This is a genomic window from Bradyrhizobium sp. i1.15.2 (genome assembly GCF_040548425.1).
GTDB classification, from domain to species: domain Bacteria; phylum Pseudomonadota; class Alphaproteobacteria; order Rhizobiales; family Xanthobacteraceae; genus Bradyrhizobium; species Bradyrhizobium canariense.
The window spans coordinates 161,101-180,277 of the sequence record NZ_JBEPRQ010000006.1; the positions used below are offsets into that span (position 1 = coordinate 161,101).

Annotated in this window: 19 protein-coding genes; 13 read left to right on the forward strand and 6 right to left on the reverse strand. The window is 64.6% G+C overall.

All coding sequences use genetic code 11. From position 1 onward, the window contains the following. Positions 1-81: 81 nt before the first annotated feature. On the reverse strand, positions 82-1,326 hold the full coding sequence (locus tag ABIB80_RS13950; RefSeq protein ID WP_354127692.1) for an ABC transporter substrate-binding protein: 1,245 nt from the start codon (positions 1,324-1,326) through the stop codon (positions 82-84). Between the two features lie 89 nt (positions 1,327-1,415). Then, a complete protein-coding gene (locus ABIB80_RS13955) occupies positions 1,416-2,231 on the reverse strand; it encodes a putative hydro-lyase (RefSeq protein ID WP_354127693.1) in 816 nt (271 codons plus the stop codon). Between the two features lie 120 nt (positions 2,232-2,351). On the opposite strand from ABIB80_RS13955, the gene ABIB80_RS13960 reads away from it, so the two are divergent. From ABIB80_RS13960 to ABIB80_RS13975, 4 genes are all read left to right on the forward strand, one after another. After that, positions 2,352-3,269 carry a LysR family transcriptional regulator gene (locus ABIB80_RS13960; RefSeq protein ID WP_354127694.1) on the forward strand — a complete coding sequence of 306 codons (918 nt, stop codon included), beginning with the start codon at positions 2,352-2,354 and terminating at the stop codon, positions 3,267-3,269. Between the two features lie 32 nt (positions 3,270-3,301). Next, a complete protein-coding gene (locus ABIB80_RS13965) occupies positions 3,302-4,552 on the forward strand; it encodes a Zn-dependent hydrolase (RefSeq protein ID WP_354127695.1) in 1,251 nt (416 codons plus the stop codon). A 12-nt stretch (positions 4,553-4,564) separates the two neighbouring features. Then, positions 4,565-5,476, forward strand: a complete 912-nt coding sequence (locus tag ABIB80_RS13970; protein WP_354127696.1) for an NAD(P)-dependent oxidoreductase — start codon at positions 4,565-4,567, stop codon at positions 5,474-5,476. A gap of 121 nt (positions 5,477-5,597) precedes the next feature. Next, positions 5,598-6,671, forward strand: a complete 1,074-nt coding sequence (locus ABIB80_RS13975) for a malate/lactate/ureidoglycolate dehydrogenase (protein WP_354127697.1) — start codon at positions 5,598-5,600, stop codon at positions 6,669-6,671. A 167-nt stretch (positions 6,672-6,838) separates the two neighbouring features. Here the strand turns inward: ABIB80_RS13975 and ABIB80_RS13980 are convergent, their stop codons facing one another. Beyond that, positions 6,839-7,912, reverse strand: a complete 1,074-nt coding sequence (locus ABIB80_RS13980; RefSeq protein WP_219682664.1) for a tartrate dehydrogenase — start codon at positions 7,910-7,912, stop codon at positions 6,839-6,841. A gap of 11 nt (positions 7,913-7,923) precedes the next feature. On the opposite strand from ABIB80_RS13980, the gene ABIB80_RS13985 reads away from it, so the two are divergent. The 3 genes from ABIB80_RS13985 to ABIB80_RS13995 all read left to right on the forward strand — a co-directional run bounded on the left by ABIB80_RS13985 (position 7,924) and on the right by ABIB80_RS13995 (position 10,378). Next, complete coding sequence (locus tag ABIB80_RS13985; protein WP_198288235.1) at positions 7,924-8,064, forward strand: hypothetical protein; 141 nt, start codon at positions 7,924-7,926, stop codon at positions 8,062-8,064. Between the two features lie 5 nt (positions 8,065-8,069). Beyond that, the gene (locus ABIB80_RS13990; protein WP_027568933.1) at positions 8,070-8,846 is read left to right on the forward strand and encodes an SDR family oxidoreductase; all 777 of its coding nucleotides are present in this window, start codon (positions 8,070-8,072) and stop codon (positions 8,844-8,846) included. Positions 8,847-8,959: 113 nt separating this feature from the next. Further along, on the forward strand, positions 8,960-10,378 hold the full coding sequence (locus ABIB80_RS13995; RefSeq protein WP_354127698.1) for an amidase: 1,419 nt from the start codon (positions 8,960-8,962) through the stop codon (positions 10,376-10,378). 70 nt (positions 10,379-10,448) lie between these two features. Here the strand turns inward: ABIB80_RS13995 and ABIB80_RS14000 are convergent, their stop codons facing one another. Both ABIB80_RS14000 and ABIB80_RS14005 read right to left on the reverse strand, forming a co-directional pair. Continuing rightward, complete coding sequence (locus tag ABIB80_RS14000; protein ID WP_354127699.1) at positions 10,449-11,555, reverse strand: amino acid ABC transporter permease; 1,107 nt, start codon at positions 11,553-11,555, stop codon at positions 10,449-10,451. A 2-nt stretch (positions 11,556-11,557) separates the two neighbouring features. Continuing rightward, positions 11,558-12,745, reverse strand: a complete 1,188-nt coding sequence (locus tag ABIB80_RS14005; RefSeq protein ID WP_219682667.1) for an amino acid ABC transporter permease — start codon at positions 12,743-12,745, stop codon at positions 11,558-11,560. Positions 12,746-12,831: 86 nt separating this feature from the next. On the opposite strand from ABIB80_RS14005, the gene ABIB80_RS14010 reads away from it, so the two are divergent. The 4 genes from ABIB80_RS14010 to ABIB80_RS14025 all read left to right on the forward strand — a co-directional run bounded on the left by ABIB80_RS14010 (position 12,832) and on the right by ABIB80_RS14025 (position 16,882). After that, positions 12,832-13,704, forward strand: coding sequence for a MurR/RpiR family transcriptional regulator (locus ABIB80_RS14010; protein WP_354127700.1), 873 nt, complete (start codon positions 12,832-12,834; stop codon positions 13,702-13,704). Positions 13,705-13,707: 3 nt separating this feature from the next. After that, a complete protein-coding gene (locus tag ABIB80_RS14015) occupies positions 13,708-15,057 on the forward strand; it encodes an aspartate aminotransferase family protein (RefSeq protein WP_354127701.1) in 1,350 nt (449 codons plus the stop codon). Positions 15,058-15,069: 12 nt separating this feature from the next. Continuing rightward, a complete protein-coding gene (locus ABIB80_RS14020; protein ID WP_354127702.1) occupies positions 15,070-16,083 on the forward strand; it encodes an amino acid ABC transporter substrate-binding protein in 1,014 nt (337 codons plus the stop codon). Positions 16,084-16,231: 148 nt separating this feature from the next. Further along, a complete protein-coding gene (locus ABIB80_RS14025; RefSeq protein WP_354127703.1) occupies positions 16,232-16,882 on the forward strand; it encodes an aspartate/glutamate racemase family protein in 651 nt (216 codons plus the stop codon). Here ABIB80_RS14025 and ABIB80_RS14030 read toward each other — a convergent pair. Further along, positions 16,879-17,526: a TetR/AcrR family transcriptional regulator gene (locus ABIB80_RS14030; protein ID WP_354127704.1), complete on the reverse strand. Its 648-nt coding sequence runs from the start codon at positions 17,524-17,526 to the stop codon at positions 16,879-16,881. The genes ABIB80_RS14025 and ABIB80_RS14030 overlap by 4 nt on opposite strands. Positions 17,527-17,661: 135 nt before the next feature. Here ABIB80_RS14030 and ABIB80_RS14035 point away from each other — a divergent pair, with 135 nt between their 5' ends. After that, a complete protein-coding gene (locus ABIB80_RS14035; RefSeq protein WP_354127705.1) occupies positions 17,662-17,871 on the forward strand; it encodes a ferredoxin in 210 nt (69 codons plus the stop codon). Positions 17,872-17,928: 57 nt separating this feature from the next. Then, positions 17,929-19,152, forward strand: a complete 1,224-nt coding sequence (locus ABIB80_RS14040) for a cytochrome P450 (protein ID WP_007593782.1) — start codon at positions 17,929-17,931, stop codon at positions 19,150-19,152. The last annotated feature ends 25 nt before the right edge of the window (positions 19,153-19,177 follow it).

Sequence of the window (19,177 nt, forward strand, 5' to 3'; positions counted from 1 at the left end):
CCTCGTCCTTCGAGACGCGGGCTGCGCCCGCTCCTCAGGATGAGGGCGGGAGCTACGATCTGTGCTCCCGCCCGCCGTGTCTTACTTCATCGGCCAGATCGCCTCGGCGATCGCGGCCTGCGGCGGGAAGATGGTGACGAACTTGCCGCCGACATATTGCAGCAGCACCGGGTCGGCGTCGTTGTTCTGGCCCATCTCGTCGAACTTGACGCGCTTCCAGGGCATGATGGTCTGCTCGCCCGGGATGTCGGTAGCGGCGAGCGCGTCGCGGATCTTCTCGCCGTCGGTCGACTTGGCGCGGCTGATGGCGTCGGCGAGGATGATCAGGCCCATGAACTGACGCGAGGTGAGATCGTTGAAATCCTTGCCCGACCGCGTCTTGAACATCTCGTTGATCTTGCCGACCATCGGACGCTTCTGCGCGAGGTCGAGCGAGAAGGTGCCGCGCGAGATCACGCCTTCGAGCTTGTCGCCGACGGCGTCGTAGAGCGCCTTCTCGGAGAAGCCGGCGTCCTGCGCCACGATCGCGTTCGGCTTGTAACCGAGCTCGGCCATGGTCTTCACCAGCAGGATGCCGTCGGTGGTGTAGCTCGACGGCATCAGCACGTCCGCGTTGGCGCTCTTGAGCTGCTGCACCTCGGCCGAAAGCGAGGGCGAGTTGGCGCGATACTTGATGTCCGCGACGATCTTGTAGCCGCGCTCGCCGGCGATCTTGGCCTGGGCATTGGCGGAATCGGTGCCGAAAATAGTGTCTTCGTGGAACAGCGACAGCGTCTCGATCTTGGTGCCCTTCTTCTTCAAGACATCGAAGAAGTCGAACATCGCGGCCGAGTACATCTCGTCGTGCGGGGAGGCGCGGAAGTAATATTTCAGGCCGCGGCGATGCAGGCTGGGTGAGGAATTGTCGGCCGAGACGAACGGGATCTGGTAGCGCTCGCAGATCTGGCTGACGGTGACGGCGACCGCGCTCTGATAGGTGCCGATGATGGCGCAGACCTTCTCCTGCGTGATCAGGCGCTCGGCTTCGGCACGGCCCTTCTGCGGATCGGCCTGATGGTCGGCGAACACGAGGCGCACTTTTGCGCCGCCGAGGCCCGGCAGGCCCTCGCCCTTGGCCAGCGGCAGGTCGAAATCCGTGGCCTTGTTGATGACCTCGAGCGCGGTCTCATAGGCCTTCTGCGCATCGACGCCCTGCTGCGCGCTGCCGCCGGAGAACGGATAGATCACGCCGATCACGACTTCCGAAGTCTGTGCGCGCGCTGCCAGCGGCACGAGCGCGGCCGTAGCGGTGGCTCCCAACAATACGTCGCGGCGAGTGATCGTCATGGCAAAGTCCCCTGTTACTGAATTTCGGCTGATCGAATGAAGCGATTGATGGATGCGGTAAAGCTCGAAGAAGCAGCAAACGCTGCCCACTAAATCACGGCCATGGTCCTGTTCTTGAGATCCGTCACCAGCATCAGGCCCGGCGAATGCGTGATCGCGAACGGCAGCCTGGCAGCATTGATGACCGATTGCGGCGTCACGCCGCACGCCCAGAACACCGGGATCTCGTCGTCTCCAACCGGGACCGGATCGCCGTAATCGGGCTTGGCGATGTCCTTGATGCCGATCAGATGCGGATGGCCGAGATGCACGGGCGCGCCGTGCACGGCCGGATAGCGCGAGGTGATCTGCACCGCGCGGATCGCATCCGCCGGCTTGAACGGACGCATCGACACCACCATGGGACCGGCGAAGGGACCGGACTCGCCGCAGGCGATGTTGGTGCGATACATCGGCACGCGCACATTGTGCTCGATGTGGCGGATCGGCATGCCCTCGTCGAGCAGCGCCTCTTCGAACGAAAACGAGCAGCCGAGCACGAAGGTCACGAGATCGTCGCGCCAGTGCTTTGTCACATCGGTCGGCTCGTCCACGACCTCGCCGTCGCGCCAGACACGGTAGCGCGGCACGTCGGTGCGGATGTCGAGATCGGCGCCGAGCGCCGGGATGTGCGGACTGCCGACATCGGACATGCCGATGATCGGGCACGGCTTGGGATTGAGCTGGCAGAAGCGGTGGAAGGCGCCGGCATATTCCGCCGGAAGGATCGCCAGATTGCCCTGGACGAAGCCGGGAGCAACGCCGGCGGTGGAGGCGACCAGCCCCTCGCGGTAGGCGAGCCGCGCCTTGCGGCTCGGGAGGGTGTCGGGCGTTTCAGTTTGCTGCACTGCCACCAAAACAGTCATGAGATCGACCTGCCTATAAACTCGACAAAGACAAGCCAACACCACGCGTGCTATAAAGTCTAATCTTCCTTTCTAATCAATATCGATAAATTTCATTTATCGGACGGGAAAATCCTTCCAATGCTGGACTTCAGATCGATCGAGACGTTTCTCTGGGTTGTGAAGCTCGGCAGCTTTCGCGGCGCCGCAGCACGCCTCAACACGACCCAGCCGGCGATCTCGCAGCGCATCGCCCAGCTCGAGCGCGAGATGGGGGTGAAGCTGTTGAACCGCGACCACCGCGTGGCCTCGCCGACGCCGAGCGGCCGGCAGATGATGGTCTATGCGGAGAAGCTGATCGGCCTGCGCGCCGCGATGATCGCCGAGATCGGCGACCGCTCGGCGATGCGCGGCGTGATGCGGCTCGGCGTCGCCGAGACCATCGTGCACACCTGGCTGCCGCGGCTGGTGAAGAGCATGAACGAGGTCTATCCGAACCTGTCGCTGGAGATCGAGGTCGACATCACGCCGAACCTGACCGCGCGCCTGCTTGCGCAGGAGATCGAGCTGGCTTTCGTGGTGGGGCCGCTCTCTGCCTCCGGGGTGCACAATCGCGTCCTCGCCGACTATCCGATCGGCTTTCTCGCCAGCCCCTCGCTCGGCCTTGGCCATGGACCGGTCACGCGGGCCGAGCTGGCGCGGTTTCCGATCATCACGTTTCCGCGGAAGACGCGGCCCTACGAAGTCGTGCGCGAAGTGTTCGACCGGCCGGAGCTGCCGCCGATCCGGCTGCACGCCTCCGCCTCGCTTGCGACCGTCATCCACATGGCGGTCGAGGGTCTCGGCATCGCCGTGATCCCCGGCGCCATCGTCGAGAGCGAGCTCGCAGACGGGCGACTGCAACTGCTCGACACCGATCTCAAAATCGCGCCGCTGACATTCACCGCGAGCTGGCTCGCCTCGCCCGACGTCGTGGCGGTGGAGCGGGTCGCAGAGCTTGCATGTCAGATTGCGCAGAGCAGCCTCGCAGTTGACGCGCCCGCGCCGGCGCGTCATTGAAACAGGCGCCGGACAATTGAGAGACTGACCGCATGAGCCGAGCCGCCACCAATTTGCAAATCGATTCCGCCCGCCTCTGGGGCTCCATCCACGAGACCGCGCAGTTCGGCGCGACGGCGAAGGGCGGCGTGCGGCGGCTGACGCTGAGCGCGGAGGACAAGCTGGTGCGCGACTGGTTCCGCAAGGCCTGCGAGGACGCCGGCTTAGAGGTGCACACCGATGCGCTCGGCTCGCAGTTCGGCCTGCGCAAGGGACGCGACATGTCGAAGCTGCCCGTCGGCATCGGCTCGCATCTCGACACGCAGCCCACCGGCGGCAAGTATGACGGCATCCTGGGAACGCTCGGTGCGCTCGAAGTGATCCGCACGCTGAACGACGCCGGCATCGAGACCGAGGCGCCGATCTGCGTCGTGAACTGGACCAACGAAGAGGGCTCGCGCTTCGCTCCCGCGATGATGGCCTCCGCCGCCTATGTCGGCGACTTCACCACTGACGACATCCTGTCACGCAAGGACGCCGATGGCACCACCGTCGGCCAGGCGCTCGACGGCATCGGCTATCGCGGCGACAAGCCGGTCGGGTTCCAGAAGCTCGGCTGCTTCGTCGAATTGCACATCGAGCAGGGCCCGATCCTGGAGGCCGAAGGCAAGACCATCGGTGTGGTCGATTCCGGCCAGGGCGTGCTCTGGTACGATGGCAAGATTTCCGGCTTCGAGAGCCATGCCGGATCGACGCCGATGCCACTGCGGCGCGATGCGCTGGCGACGCTGTCCGAGATCGTGCTGGCGATGGAGGCCATTGCGAGGAAGCACGGGCCGAAGGCAGTCGGTACCATCGGCGAGGCCGTGATCGCAAAGCCTTCGCGCAATGTCATTCCCGGCGAGATCGCCTTCACCATGGATTGCCGCAGTGCGGATGGCGCGATCATGGATGCGCTCGATCGCGATCTTCGCAGCGCGATTGCCGAGATCGCCGCACGCCGCAAGGTCGAGGTGAAGATCGACCTGGTCTGGCGCAAGCCGCCGACGCATTTCGATCCGAAGCTCATTGCAGCGGTGGAAAACGCGGCGAAGACGCTCGGCTACTCCTCTCGCCGCATTACCTCCGGCGCCGGCCACGACGCCTGCAATCTCAACACAATCATGCCCGCCGCAATGGTGTTCGTGCCCTGCAAGGACGGCATCAGCCACAACGAGCTGGAAGACGCTACGCAGCCCGATTGCGCCGCGGGCACCAACGTCCTCATGCACACGGTGCTGGCGATCGCCGGCGTCGCATCCTGACCGGAGAGAATCATGCGCGGAGTTTTCGTCGACGCCAATGAAGCCCTCGCCGTGATCTTGGAGCGGCTGGAGCAACCGGGCGATCCCAAGGTGCGGATCCACAGGGATCCCGACATCAAGCCCGAGCAATATCCCGAGATCCTCGACGGCGCCGAGATCGCGATCGTCGACCACACCGCGCTGCCGACCGATGTCGCAAAGAAGTGCGCGGGGCTGAAGCATGTCGTGTTCCTCGGCACCGGCGCGCGCAGCTACATGAACCCGGAGGAGCTCGCTGAGCTCGGCATCTCCGTGCACCTGATCAAGGGCTATGGCGACACGGCGGTGGCGGAATGCGCGATCGCGCTGATGTGGGCTTCGGCCCGCGTCATCGCGATGATGGACCGCGAGATGCGCGGCGGAAACTGGCTGCGCGAAGACGGCATGCAGCTCACGGGCAAGACGCTCGGCCTGATCGGCTTCGGCGGTATTGCCGCGGAGGTCGCGCGCATTGCCTCGGGCAGCGGCATGAAGGTGATCGCCTGGAACCGCTCGCCGAAGAGCTATCCGGGCGTGGAATTCACCGATCTCGACACGGTGTTGGCGAGAGCAGACGTCATATCGCTGCATCTGCTGCTCAACGACGAGACGCGCGGCATGATCACCCGCGAGATGATCGCGAAAATGAAGCCGGGCGTCATCCTCATCAATACCGCCCGCGCCGCCGTTGTCGACGAGGCCGCCATGATCGATGCGCTGAAGTCGGGCCATATCCGCCATGCCGGCCTCGACGTCTTCAACATCGAGCCATTGCCCGGCGATCATCCGCTGACCAAGCTGCCGAACGTAACGTTGTCGGCGCATTCGGCGTTCCGGACTCCGGAGGCGAGCGAGAACCTGATTGGCGCGGCGTGGGAGCACTGCCGCCGGATCGTGAAAACGTAGGGCGGGTTAGCGAAGCGTAACCCACCACCCTCGACGTTCGCGAAGACAGAAGAGGTGGGTTACGGCTTCGCCTAACCCACCCTACGCACCGCAATCTTGGAAAGGGATAAGAGCACCAACAATGGCCGACTATCGCACCATCAAGGCACAGCCGCTCATCGAAGCGGTCAGTGCCATCGTCAAGGCCGGCGGCTCCACGGACCGCGAGGCCGAGCTCGTGTCCACCAATCTGGTCGAGGCCAACCTCAAGGGACACGACTCGCACGGCGTCGGCATGATCCCGCGCTATGTCCAGAGCGTCACCACGGGCGGCCTCGCCGTGAACCGGCACGTCAAGGTCGTGCTCGACACCGGTCCGCTGCTCACGCTCGACGGCCTCACCGGCTACGGGCAGGTCATCGGCCATGAAGCGATGGAGCTCGCAGCCGAGCGCGCCAAGCGCAACGGCGTGTGTCTCGTCGGCCTCTCGAACTCACATCACATCGGCCGCATCGGCCACTGGGCCGAGCAGTGCATCGACCACGGACTGGTCTCGATTCACTTCGTCAACGTGATCTCGCGCCCGATCGTGGCGCCCTGGGGCGGCAGCGATGGGCGCCACGGCACCAACCCGTTCTGCGTCGGAATCCCGCGCGCGGGCAAGGACCCCATCGTGCTCGACTTCGCCACCAGCAGGATCGCGCAGGGCAAGACTCGCGTCGCCCACAACAAGGGCGTCGAGCTCGAGCCCGGCACCATCATCGATAACGAGGGCAAGCCGACCACCAACCCGCGCTACACCGTGATCCCGCCGTACGGCGCCATCCTGCCGTTCGGCGAGCACAAGGGTTCGGGACTCGCGCTGGTGTGCGAAATCCTCGGCGGCGCGCTCTCCGGCGGGCAGGTGGTCAAGGGTCCGTCCGATGGCAAGTACAACGTCCTCAACGGCATGCTCTCGATCATCATCGATCCGACCAAGCTCGGCACCGCCGAGAATCTCGCGCGCGAAGTCGAGAGCTTCGTCGCGTGGCACACGGGCTCACCGCCGGCCCCCGGCGTCGACAAGGTGAAGATCGCCGGCGAGCCCGAGCGCGAGACGAAGAAGAAGCGGCTCGCGGAAGGCATCCCGGTCGATCCGACCACCTGGCGGGATATTTTGCTGGCCGGGAAAACGTTTGGGCTCGATGAGGCGGCAATCGAGAAGATCGCGGGCTGAGCCATTATAAACCGGTGTCGTCCCGGACAAGCGCAGCGCAGATCCGGGACCCATAACCACAGGAAGTGGTTTGGCGAAGACTCGCGGTTACCAGCGAGTACCGCAACTACTCCCTGGGGTAATGGGTCCCGGCCTTCGCCGGGACGACACCGTGGTTGATCGCTTGCTTAATCCACCATGTCCGCAACGGCCTTGCCGCAAGCCGTAGTGTCGGCATTGCCGCCGAGATCCTTGGTGCGGAGCGTGCGTTCCGCCAGCGTGCGCTCGATCGCATCAACGATCGACTTGCCGGCCTGCTTCTCGCCGAGATGCTCGAGCATCATCGCGCCTGACCAGATTGCGCCGATCGGATTGGCGATGCCCTGCCCCGCGATGTCCGGCGCTGAGCCGTGCACCGGCTCGAACACCGACGGGAAATTGCCCTCGGGGTTGATGTTGCCTGATGGCGCGATGCCGATGGTGCCGGTGCAGGCCGGGCCGAGATCGGACAGGATGTCGCCGAACAAATTGGAGCCGACCACGACGTCGAACCAATCCGGGTGCAGCACGAAATTCGCCGTCAAAATATCGATGTGGTACTTGTCCCACTTCACGCCCGGAAACTTCTTCGCCATCGCCTCCACGCGCTCGTCCCAATAGGGCATGGTGATGGAGATGCCGTTCGACTTGGTCGCCGACGTCAGGTGCTTCTTCGGCCGCGACTGCGCGAGCTCGAAGGCGAACTTCAGGATGCGATCGACGCCGATGCGGGTCATCACCGTCTGCTGCGTCACAAACTCGCGGTCGGTGTCCGGGAACATGCGGCCGCCGACGGAAGAATATTCGCCTTCGGTGTTCTCGCGCACCACCCAGAAATCGATGTCGCCGGGCTTGCGGTTGGCCAGCGGGGACGGAACGCCCGGCATCAGCCGTACCGGGCGCAGATTCACATACTGATCGAACTCGCGGCGGAACTTGATCAACGAGCCCCACAGCGAGACGTGATCCGGAATCTTGGCCGGCCAGCCGACCGCGCCGAAATAGATGGCGTCGTGCTTGCCGATCTTATCCTTCCAATCGTCCGGCATCATCTGGCCGTGCTTCTCGTAATAGTCCCAGGACGAGAAGTCGAAATGATCGAAATGAAGGGACACCCCGTGCCTCTTCGCCGCGGTCTCCAGAACGCGCAGACCCTCCGGCATCACTTCCTTGCCGATGCCGTCGCCAGGAATGACCGCGATCCGGTATTGTTTCTTGCTCATCGAGAACGTCCTTGATTGCTCCGGCAGCCGCCGCCTTTTTGACCGCACTGCAATGGACCAAACGCGGCGGCAGTGCAACGCTGCACTGCAATGTTGACCATGGCGCGGCCGACCGCCTACTGATTTTATTCCCGTTCCTCTCCTGCGAGTGACTCCCATGGATCTGCATCTGCGTGGCAAGCGCGTCCTGATCACGGGCGCGTCCAAGGGCATCGGCGCAGCTGCCGCCGAGGCCTTTGCCGAGGAAGGCTGCCATCTCCTCCTCGCCGCCCGCAACGGCGATCAGCTCAAGGCTCTGGCCGAGCGCTTGCGCTCGGCGCACCAGATCGATGCCGCCACGAGCATCGTCGATTTGCGCAAGAGCGAGGATTTGACGCGGCTCGCCAAGGAAGCCGCCGACATCGACGTGCTCGTCAACAATGCCGGCGACATTCCCGGCGGCTCCATCGACAAGATCGACGAGGCGACCTGGCGCCACGCCTGGGAATTGAAAGTGTTCGGCTACATCAACCTCACGCGCATGATCTATGCGCAGATGAAGGCGAAGGGCGGTGGCGTGATCGTCAACGATATCGGCGCCGCCGGCGAGAAATTCGACGCCAACTACATTTGCGGCAGCGCCGGGAATGCCGCGCTGATGGCCTTCACCCGCGCGCTCGGGGGCAAGAGCCTCGCCGACAACATCCGCGTGGTCGGCATCAATCCCGGCCCTGTCGGCACCGACCGTCACGTCACTCTGCTGAAGACACGGGCAAAGCACCAGTTCGGCGACGAGAGCCGCTACAAGGAATTCCAGAAGAGCCTGCCACTCGGCAGGCCTGCGCATGCGCGCGAGATCGGCGACCTCATGGCATTCCTGGCGTCGGATCGCGCGGGCTACACGTCCGGCGTGATCTACACGGTGGACGGCGGCATCAGCGCGGGCTGGGGTTGATTAATCTCGTCATTGCGAGCGCAGCGAAGCAATCCAGAATCTTTCCGCCTTGACAGACTGGATTGCTTCGCTGCGCTCGCAATGACGCTTGAACAAGTACAGGAGTAAAATAGTTGTCTCAAGAGTTGATCCGCGAAACCGCCTGCACCGTCGTCGACAAGCTGCGGTCCGGCGACGTCTCGCCGCTGGAACTGTTGGATGTGCTGGAGAAGCGTATCGGCGAAGTCGACGGCAAGGTCAACGCGCTGCCGACGCTGTGCTTCGATCGCGCGCGGGATAGCGCAAAGGCGCTGATGCGGAAGCCGGCCGGTGCGCGCGGATTACTCGCAGGCCTGCCGGTGCCGATCAAGGATCTGACCGACGTTGCTGGCGTGCTGAACACCCAGGGCTCGCCGATCTTCAAGGACAATGTGCCCAAACAGTCCGACCTCATGGTGGAGAACCTCGAAGGTAACGGCGCGGTCGTCTACGCCAAATCCAACACGCCGGAATTCGGTGCGGGCGCCAACACCTTCAACGAGGTGTTCGGCGCAACGCTCAATCCCTGGGATACGTCCAAGTCGGCAGCCGGCTCGTCAGGCGGCGCAGCCGTTGCGCTCGCCACCGGCATGGCCTGGCTCGCGCAGGGCTCCGACATGGGCGGCTCCTTGCGCAGTCCGGCAGCTTTCTGCGGCGTCGTGGGGATGCGGCCGAGCATCGGCCGGGTCGCGCATACTCCAAAATCAGCCATCGATCGTAATCTCGGCGTCGTCGGTCCGATGGCACGCAACGTCGAGGATCTCGCGCTGCTGCTCGACGCCATGAGCGGCGACTATGCGGCCGATCCATTGTCGCTTCCCGCGCCGTTGACCTCGTTTCTCTCGGCGGCGCAGTCAGGCAGCAAACCGAAGCGCATCGCTTACTCGCCAGACCTCGGTATCACGCCGGTCGATCCCGAGGTAAAAGCAATCACGCGAAAGGCGGCGGAACGCTTTGCCGAAGCCGGCGTCATCGTCGAGGAGGCACATCCGGACTGGCGCGAGGCGCATGAGTGCTTCCACGTGCTGCGCGCGTTCGACTTCGCAATCAGCAAGGCACAGCTGCTGCGCACAAAACGCGACCTGCTCAAGCCCGAAGTGATCTGGAACATCGAAGAAGGCCTCAAGCTCACGATCGAGCAGCTCGAACGCGCCGAAGCGCAGCGCGTCGGCATGACCGCGCGTGCGGTCGAGTTCTTCAAGAGCTACGATCTGCTGCTGGTACCGACCACCATCGTGCCGCCCTTCCCGATCGAGCACCGCTATGTCGCCGAATGCGCCGGCAAGAAGTTCGACAATTACGTCGAGTGGCTCGGCATCGTCTATGCGATCACGCTCGCCTGCTGTCCCGCGCTTTCGCTGCCCTGCGGCTTCACGGCGTCGGGCCTGCCGGTCGGACTGCAGGTCGTCGGGGCTCCGCGCGCTGATGCGCAGGTGATCGCCGGCGCGAAGACGCTGGAGGATATCTTGGGCGTGCGTGGCACGACGCCAATTGATCCGCGGGTGAAGAACTAGGTCTCCGCTCTCGTGCCCCGGATGCGGCGCAGCGTTTCGCGTAGCACCTTGTCCGGGACAAGAGAGATACTCACCTTTCGCTTGCCGCCTCCAGGCTCCGGCTATACCGCGACATCGCGAAGCAGAAGACAAAATAGATGGCGGCGACGAAGATGTAGACTTCGACGGAGAATTGCTGCCACGCCGGATCGATGATCGCGGTCTTGGCCGTCGTCAGCAGGTCGAAGATACCGATGATCAGGACCAGGCTGGTGTCCTTGAAGAACGCGATGAAGGTGTTGACCAGCGGCGGGATGACGTGACGGATCGCCTGCGGCAGGACGATCAGCCGGTTCTTGCGCCAGTATGACAACCCGAGCGCATCGGCGGCCTCGTATTGCCCGCGGGGCACGGCCTGGAGGCCGCCGCGAATGACTTCGGCAAGATAGGCACCCGCGAACAGGATGATCGCGACCTGCGCGCGCAGGAGCTTGTCGATGTTGAATCCGTTCGGCATGAACAGCGGAAACATCACGCTCGCCATGAACAGCAGACTGACCAGAGGCACGCCGCGGATCAGCTCGACATAGAGCACGCTGAGCGAGCGGATCGCCGGCAGTTTTGAGCGCCGGCCGAGTGCGACCAGGATGCCGAGCGGGAAGCCGAAAGCCAGACCAAAGGTCGCCAGGATCAGCGTCACCGGGAGGCCGCCCCAACGGTCCTGCGAGACGAACGACAGGCCGAGTATGCCGCCCCACATCAGCATGCTGATCAGCGCGAGAGCGGCGATCCAGAGATAGGCCAGCTCGCGCCGCCATAAGGCGCGGCGGGTGGAGAGATAGAACAGGGCGATGAACAGCAGCACCGCCAGCGCCGGCCGCCACTGCTCGTCGAACGGATAGGTGCCAAACAGGATGAAGCGGTATTTCTCGGGGATGATCGCCCAGCATGCACCGACGCCGCGTACCGCGCGGCAGGCGCTGGAATCGTTCGCTGGGGTGAGCCAGACCGCATTGGCGATGCCCCACTGCGCGAAGCTAAAGAGGCCCTTTGCGAGCACTGCCAGCAACACGACCGAGAGAATGCCGTTCGGGATAGACGAGAACAAATTGGTGCGCAGCCAGCGCAGCACCGGATTGCCGATCTGCGGGCGGCGGGCGGCGCGCGGTACTTCCGGAATGTCGGCGATCGCCGTCATGGTCAGCGCTCCACCAGCGCGATGCGCGAATTGTACCAGTTCATGAAGAAGCTGATGCCGAGGCTGATGGTGAGAAACACCGCCATGATCAAAGCAATGGCCTCGATCGCCTGCCCGGTCTGGTTCAACGTCGTGTTGGCGATCGAGACCACGTCCTGATAGCCGATCGCCACCGCGAGCGAGGAGTTCTTGGTCAGGTTGAGGTACTGGCTCGTCATTGGGGGCACGATGACGCGTAGCGCCTGTGGCAGGATGATCTGCCGCAGCATGAAGCTCCGGCGCAGTCCCAGCGCATTGGCGGCATCCCACTGGCCGCGCGGCACCGACTGGATGCCGCTGCGCACGATCTCGGCGATGAAGGCCGAGGTGTAGGTGACGAGCGCGATCAGCAACGCGAAATATTCCGGCGCGAGCGTCAGCCCGCCGACGAAGTTGAAGCCGCGCAGCTCCGGCCATTCGATCGTCCAGGACACGCCGAGAAGCACGGACACCGCCGCAGGCAGCACAACAAGCAAGCCGAGTCCAAAAGGCCAGGACGGCCGCGGCTTGCCGTCGCGCATTTGCTGCGCGATGAGCCGCCGCCGGATGACGTAGAACACGACAAGCCCGAACACTGCCGCGCCGAGCACGCAAAGCTGCGGCGTCCCGATCGGAATCGCCGGCAGGATCAACCCGCGATTGGACAGGAACACGCCCTCGATCGGCCGCCATGCCGCGCGCGCTGCCGGCAGCGCCTGCATCAGCACGTACCAGAACAGGAGCTGGAGCAGCAGCGGGATGTCGCGGAGCGTTTCGACATACACTGCGGCGAGCCGCGACAGCAGCCAATTGGCCGACAGCCGCGAGATGCCGATCACCGTGCCCAGGATGGTTGCAAGCACGATTCCGATCACGGCAACGCGCAGGGTGTTGGCGATGCCGACGACGAAGGCCCAGAGATATGAGTCTCTCGGATTGTAGGCGAGCAGGCTGTCGGAGATGGGCATGCCGGCCTCACGGCCGAGGAAGGCAAAACCGGTCGTAATGCGGCGCGCGGAGAGATTGGTGACCGTGTTGGACCAGAGAAAGGCGATGACCGCGACTGCGATCCCGACCACCAGGGCCTGCCAGAACAGGCCTTTCAGCTCGCGTCGTCCGAAAGCGCCGAAGAAGCGGCGGCGCGGCGGCGGTCTCGGAGCGTCTGACGTCACAGCACAAAAATCCTTCTCAAGACGACGATTTCCGGCGGCGTACGTCAAGTGTTGCACCAAACTCCACTTTGTGCAACAAATGTTTCATGGCCGAGCCCGCGAAATCCTCGCCGCTGAGCGAACTGCGCATTGCATTGCCATCGCTTCCGATGCGGTTGCAGGAGGTCGGGCGTTTCGTCGCGGCCAACGATTACGACGCCACCACGCGTTCGATGCGCGATCTCGCGGCGGTTGCCGGCGCCGATCCCGCCGCGTTCACGCGGCTTGCCAAAGCGATCGGTTATTCGGGCTGGGATGAATTGCGCGCGGCGTTGACGGAGGCGCGGCGCCCCTCGCAGATCGCGCCCTTCTCCGGCCGCGCCAGGAGCCGCCGCCACGGCCCGAACGCCGATGTCGCGCTCGTCACCGACAAGCTCGAGGCCGAGGCCGCCGGCCTTCCGCGCATCCCGGCCCAGCCGATTGCCGAGGCGGCGCGCGCGCTCCACGACGCCAAGCGGATCTGGATCACTGGCTACCGAAGCTGCCGCAGCGTCGCGGAACTGCTGAATTACGAGCTCCGGCTGTTTCGTCCCGAACAGGTGCAACTCGTCGGCGCGTCCGGCCCCGACGATCTCGACCTCGGCGCATTCCGGCCCGGCGAAGCTGTCATCGTCATCGGCTTCATGCCCTACACACATGCCAGTGTCCGGGTCGCGCAAGCCGCCTATCGTGCCGGCGCGGCCCTGATCGCGATCGCCGATAGCTCTTCGGCGCCGATGGCTGAAGGCGCCGACCACGTGCTGCTGTTCGAAGCGGCTTCCTCTCCCGGCTTTTTCCCGAGCCTGACCGGCGCCATTGCGATCGCCCAATCGCTCGCGGCCGTGACGTTTTCGCTCGGCGGCACGGCCGCGAAGAAGCGCCTGGAGAATACCGAGGCGCGGCTGGCCGCGTCTTCAACTTACGTATCAGAGAAAGGTTGACCCATGGCCGCTCGCACCAGCCGCGTGCTGCATCGCTCGCTGCGCGAAACGCCGCCCAAGGCAATCGGCGGCGAAGGCGTCTATCTCTTTGCCGAGGACGGACGCCGCGTGATCGATGCCTCCGGCGGCGCGGCGGTCTCTTGCCTTGGCCACCAGCATCCACGCGTCATCGCGGCGCTGACGAAGCAGGCCTCGACACTGGCGTACGCCCACACGGCGTTCTTCTCGTCCGAGCCGGCCGAGGCGCTGGCCGAGAGGCTGGTCGGCCATGAGCCCGGCGGCCTCGCCTACGCCTATTTCGTCAGCGGCGGGTCGGAAGCGGTCGAAGCCAGCATCAAGATCGCCCGGCAATATTTCATCGAGCGCGGCGAGCCGCAGCGGCAGCATTTCATCGCCCGGCGCCAGAGCTATCACGGCAATACGCTCGGCGCGCTGGCTGCCGGCGGCAATGCCTGGCGGCGTGCGCCTTATGCGCCGCTGCTCTCCGACGCCTTCAGCCACGTGACCCCGGCCTTCGCCTATCACGAGAAGCACGATGGCGAATCCGATGCGCAATTCGTCGCCCGGCTTGCGGCCGAACTCGAAGCCGAGTTTCAGCGCCTCGGTCCCAATACGGTCGCCGCGTTCCTCGCAGAGCCCGTCGTCGGCGCCACCGCAGGTGCCGTGACCGCGCCGGACGGTTATTTCAGGGCGGTCCGCGAGATCTGCGACCGACACGGTGCCCTGCTCATCCTCGACGAGGTCATGTGCGGCATGGGCCGCACCGGCACCACGCATGCATGGGAGCAGGAAGGCGTGGCACCCGACATCCAGGCGATCGCCAAGGGCCTCGGCGGCGGCTACCAGCCGATCGGTGCAATGCTCACCAGTGGCAAGATCATCGACGCCATTCGCGCCGGCTCGGGCGCCTTCCTGCACGGCCACACCTATCTGGCGCATCCCCTCGCCTGCGCTGCCGCGCTCGCGGTGCAGGACGTGATCCGCGAGGACGGCTTGCTCGACCGGGTCAAGGAGCGCGGCAAGCAGCTCGAGCAGCGGCTCACCGAGCGTTTCGGTAACCACCGCCATATCGGCGACATCAGGGGCCGCGGCCTGTTCTGGGCGATCGAGCTTGTCGCCGATCGCGGCAGCCGGACCTCGTTCGATCCCGCGCTGAAGCTGAACCAGAAGATCAAGGCGGAGGCCCTCGCCGACGGCCTCGGCTGCTATCCCGGCGGCGGCACCGTGGACGGCGTCCGTGGCGACCACGTGCTGTTGGCGCCACCCTATATCGTTTCGGCTGACGAGATCGATCTGATCGTCGACAAGCTCGGCACGGCTGTCGACAACGTATTGCGTCGTGTCAATCACTGAGGGGAGAATAACATGATGAGGAAAGTGGTTATCATAGCCGGCGTGCTCGCGGCATCGACGGTGGTCGCATCGGCGGCGACGCTCGACACTGTGAAGGGCCGCGGCACGCTGATATGCGGCGTCAGCGCCGGTTTTGCCGGCTTCTCCGCGCCGGACTCGCAAGGCAATTACAAGGGTCTCGATGTCGATTATTGCCGCGCGCTCGCCGCCGGCGTGCTCGGCGATGCCAGCAAGGTGCGTTACGTCTCGCTGACCGCGCAGAACCGCTTCACCGCGCTCCAGTCCGGCGAGATCGACGTGCTCTACCGCAACTCGACGCAGACCTATCTGCGCGGCGTCACGCTGGGCCTGCGGCAAGGCCCAATCAACTTCTACGACGGTCAGGGCTTTGTGGTGAAGAAAGACCTCGGCGTGAAGGAGATCAAGGACCTCAAGGGCGCCACCGTCTGCGTCGCGCAGGGCACCACGCATGAGGTCACGCTCGGCGATTACGGCCGCGCCAACGGCATCGACTGGAAGCCGCTGGTGTTCGACCGCGTCGACACCATGTACCAGACCTTCTTCGGCGGCCGTTGCGATGCCATGACCCAAGACGCTTCCGCGCTCGCAGGCGCCGTGACGACCGCGGCGCCGAACCCGGCCGACTACGTCGTGCTGCCGCAGACCATCAGCAAGGAGCCGCTCGGCCCCTTCACCCGCAATGGCGATGAAGTCTGGAGCGACATCATCACCTGGCTGCATTACGGCTTGATCGAGGCCGAAGAGCTTGGCGTCACACAAGGCAATGTCGACGAGATGGCGAAGTCGCAGACGCCCGCGATCCAACGCCTGCTCGGTGCCCCCGGCGATCTCGGCTCCCGGCTCGGGCTCGACAACAAATGGCTGGTCACGGCCATCAAGGCCACCGGCAATTACGGCGAGATCTACGAGCGCAATGTCGGCAAGGCGAGCCCGCTCAAGCTCGAGCGCGGCCTCAACGGCCTCTGGAGCAAGGGCGGCTTGATGTACGCGGTGCCGTTCAAGTAAACGCCTCTCGTGTCCCGGACGCGCTGCAGCGTGCAACGCTGCTGCGCAGAGCCGGGACCCAGCGGCCACAATGGGCCCCGGCTCTGCGGCGCAATACTCCGCATTGCGCCGCGTCCGGGGCACGAGATCTACCAGGTAGTAACGTTCAATGCCGACGTCCCCTCGCATCGCCCTGATCCACGCCCTCAAGCATTCCATCGCCCCGATCGAAGCTGCGTTCGCGAAGGCGTGGCCGGAAGCGCGGCTGATGAACCTGCTCGACGACAGCCTGTCGGCGGATCTCGCGCGTGAGGGCAAGCTCAATGATGCCATGACCGAACGCTTTCTTGTGCTCGGTCGCTACGCCGCGGCGACAGGCGCGGATGCGATCCTGTTCACCTGCTCGGCCTTCGGTCCCTGCATCGAGGCGGTTGCGCGCGCGCATGCGCCGATGCCGGTGCTCAAGCCGAACGAAGCCATGATCGAGCGGGCAGTGACGATGGGCCGGCGTATCGGCCTGCTCTCGACCTTCGCGCCGACGCTGGCCTCGATGCCGCCGGAATTTCCTACCTCCGTCCAGATCGTGCCGAAGCTTGCCGAAGGCGCGCTGGCCGCGCTCGACCGTGGCGACCGCGTTACGCATGACCGGCTGATCGTGGAAGCCTCACATGATCTGCGCGATTGCGACGTCATCGCGCTCGCGCAGTTCAGCATCGCGCGAACGGCGTCTCTCGTGGCAGAAGCTACCGGTCGGCCTGTCGTGACCACGCCTGACAGCGCCGTCGAGAAGCTGATGAAGCTGTTGGCGGCGAAGGCTTAAGTGCCGGCCTTTTTCCGGCGCCGTGCGCCCTTGATCGCCGCCGCAAGCGCGGCCTTCGTTTCGCTGACAAAATCCTCGACAAGGTCCTCGCGCGTGGCATGGGCCGCCTCGCCGGTGAACAGCCCCTGCTCGGCCAGCATCACCACGCCATGCAGCGCCGCCCAGATCTTGAGCGCCTGCCGCTCGCGCAGGTAATCGACTGCCGGAGCTTCCAGTGCCTCGATCACGAGCGCAAACGTTTCGCGTGTCGCTTCGTGCAGCTCGCTGCCTTTCGCCGCACACGACACCGTGCGCGAAGCGAACATCAAGCGGTAGATGCCATTGCGGCGTAAGCCGAAATCCAGCGTCGCCTGCGCCAGCAGCGACAGCTTCGATCGCTTCGACGGCTTTGCCATCGCCGCACGCAGAAGCGCGCTGAGCTGCCGGAACGCCTCCGCCGTCACCGCCGCAAGCAGCGCCTCGCGATCGGCGAAATGCCGGTAGGGCGCCGGCTGCGAGACACCCAGCTGCTTTGCCAGCGCCTTGATGCTGATCGCCTCCGTCCCGCCCTGCTCGGCTTCGCGCAGCGCGGCCTTGATCAAGGCGTCGCGGAGATCGCCGTGGTGGTAGGTATTCTCGGGCTTGCGGGCAAGTTGTGAACGCATGTTGCGCAGAGCCTATAAGTTTGCGCTTGACAGGGGAAGCCTGCCGCGAATGTAATAGCCTATAACTTGAGCAAAAACGCAAATGGGAGCGCGCGCCGCCTTCGGGCTGGAGCGCACACGACCGAGGAAGCCGCCATGACAGAGCGACTGAGGGTTCACGTCGATCCCGACAGATGCCAGGGGCACGCGCGCTGCAAGGCGCTGGCGCCGGAGCTGTTCGAGCTCGACGAATACGGCAACGCCCACGAGGCCGGCGACGGCACGGTCCCACCCGGCCTCGAAGACAAGGCCTGGCTTGCCAAATCCAATTGTCCGGAAATCGCGATCGGCGTGATCGAGGAGTAGCGCGTCCCGCCTCTGCCCGCGTGCCTTCCGCGACCACGAGCCCCAAGGGATTTCGAGATGTCCGACATCAGCCAGCCCGCCGCCCATCCGCCCGTGACCGACTGGGTCCATGATTTCGACCACACCGATCCGCAATGGACGGAAGATCCCTTCCCGATCTGGGACGAGCTGCGCGCCGCAAGCCCGGTCGTGCATACCGAGCGCTTCCTCGGCTGCTACCTGCCGACGACCTATGAAGCGGTGCGCGAGATCGCCAATGACAGTGAGCATTTCTCCTCACGCCGCATCATCGTCCGTGACGTTCGACCGGAGATCACCAGCAGAAACTCCGCCCCGCCGATCACGTCCGATCCGCCGGTGCACAAGCCAGCCAAGCAATTGCTGCTGCCGCCGTTCACGCCGGACGCGATGAAGAAGCTGGAGCCGCGGGTGCGCGCGATCTGCAACGAGTTGATCGACGGTTTCATCACGGAAGACCGACTGGACGCGGCAGAGCGCTACACCAAGCACATTCCGGTTCGCGCGATCGCACACATGCTCGGCATCCCCGAGACAGACAGCGATCTCTTCATCCGCTGGATCCACATGATCCTGGAACTTGGCATCAAGGATGAAAACACGCTGCTCCAGGCCGTGCAGGAGATGACCGTCTATTTCAGCGCCCACATCGAGGCGCGCAAGACCAAGCCGACCGACGATCTTATTTCCTACCTGATGAATGCCAGGGACAAGGACGGCAATCCGCTCGAGGATTCGCATGTGCTGGGCTCGTTGCGCCTGCTCCTGATTGCCGGCATCGACACCACCTGGAGCGCGATCGGCTCCTCGCTCTGGCACCTCGCCCGGACGCCCGCCGACCGCGAGCGCCTGGTCGCCGAGCCCGGGCTGGTCCCGACCGCGGTGGAAGAGCTGCTGCGGGCCTATTCGCCGGTGACGATGGCGCGCGAAGTGGTCAAGGAGACAACGGTCTCAGGCTGCCCGGTCAAGCCGGGCAACATGGTGCTGCTGTCCTTCCCGGCCGCAAACCGTGACCCGAAAATGTTTCCGGATGCTGACAAGGTCGTGATTGATCGCCGCGAGAACCGCCACGCCGCGTTCGGCCTCGGCATCCACCGCTGCGTCGGCTCGAACCTTGCGCGCATGGAGATGCAGGTTGCGCTGGAGGAATGGCTGAAGCGAATTCCGGACTTCGCCCTCGATCCGGCAGGCACGGTGACCTGGTCACAGGGAACCGTCAGAGGCCCCCGCCAGTTGCCATTTTTGCTTGGAAAGGCGATGTAGACCTCTCCAAAGAGCAATACCGAGA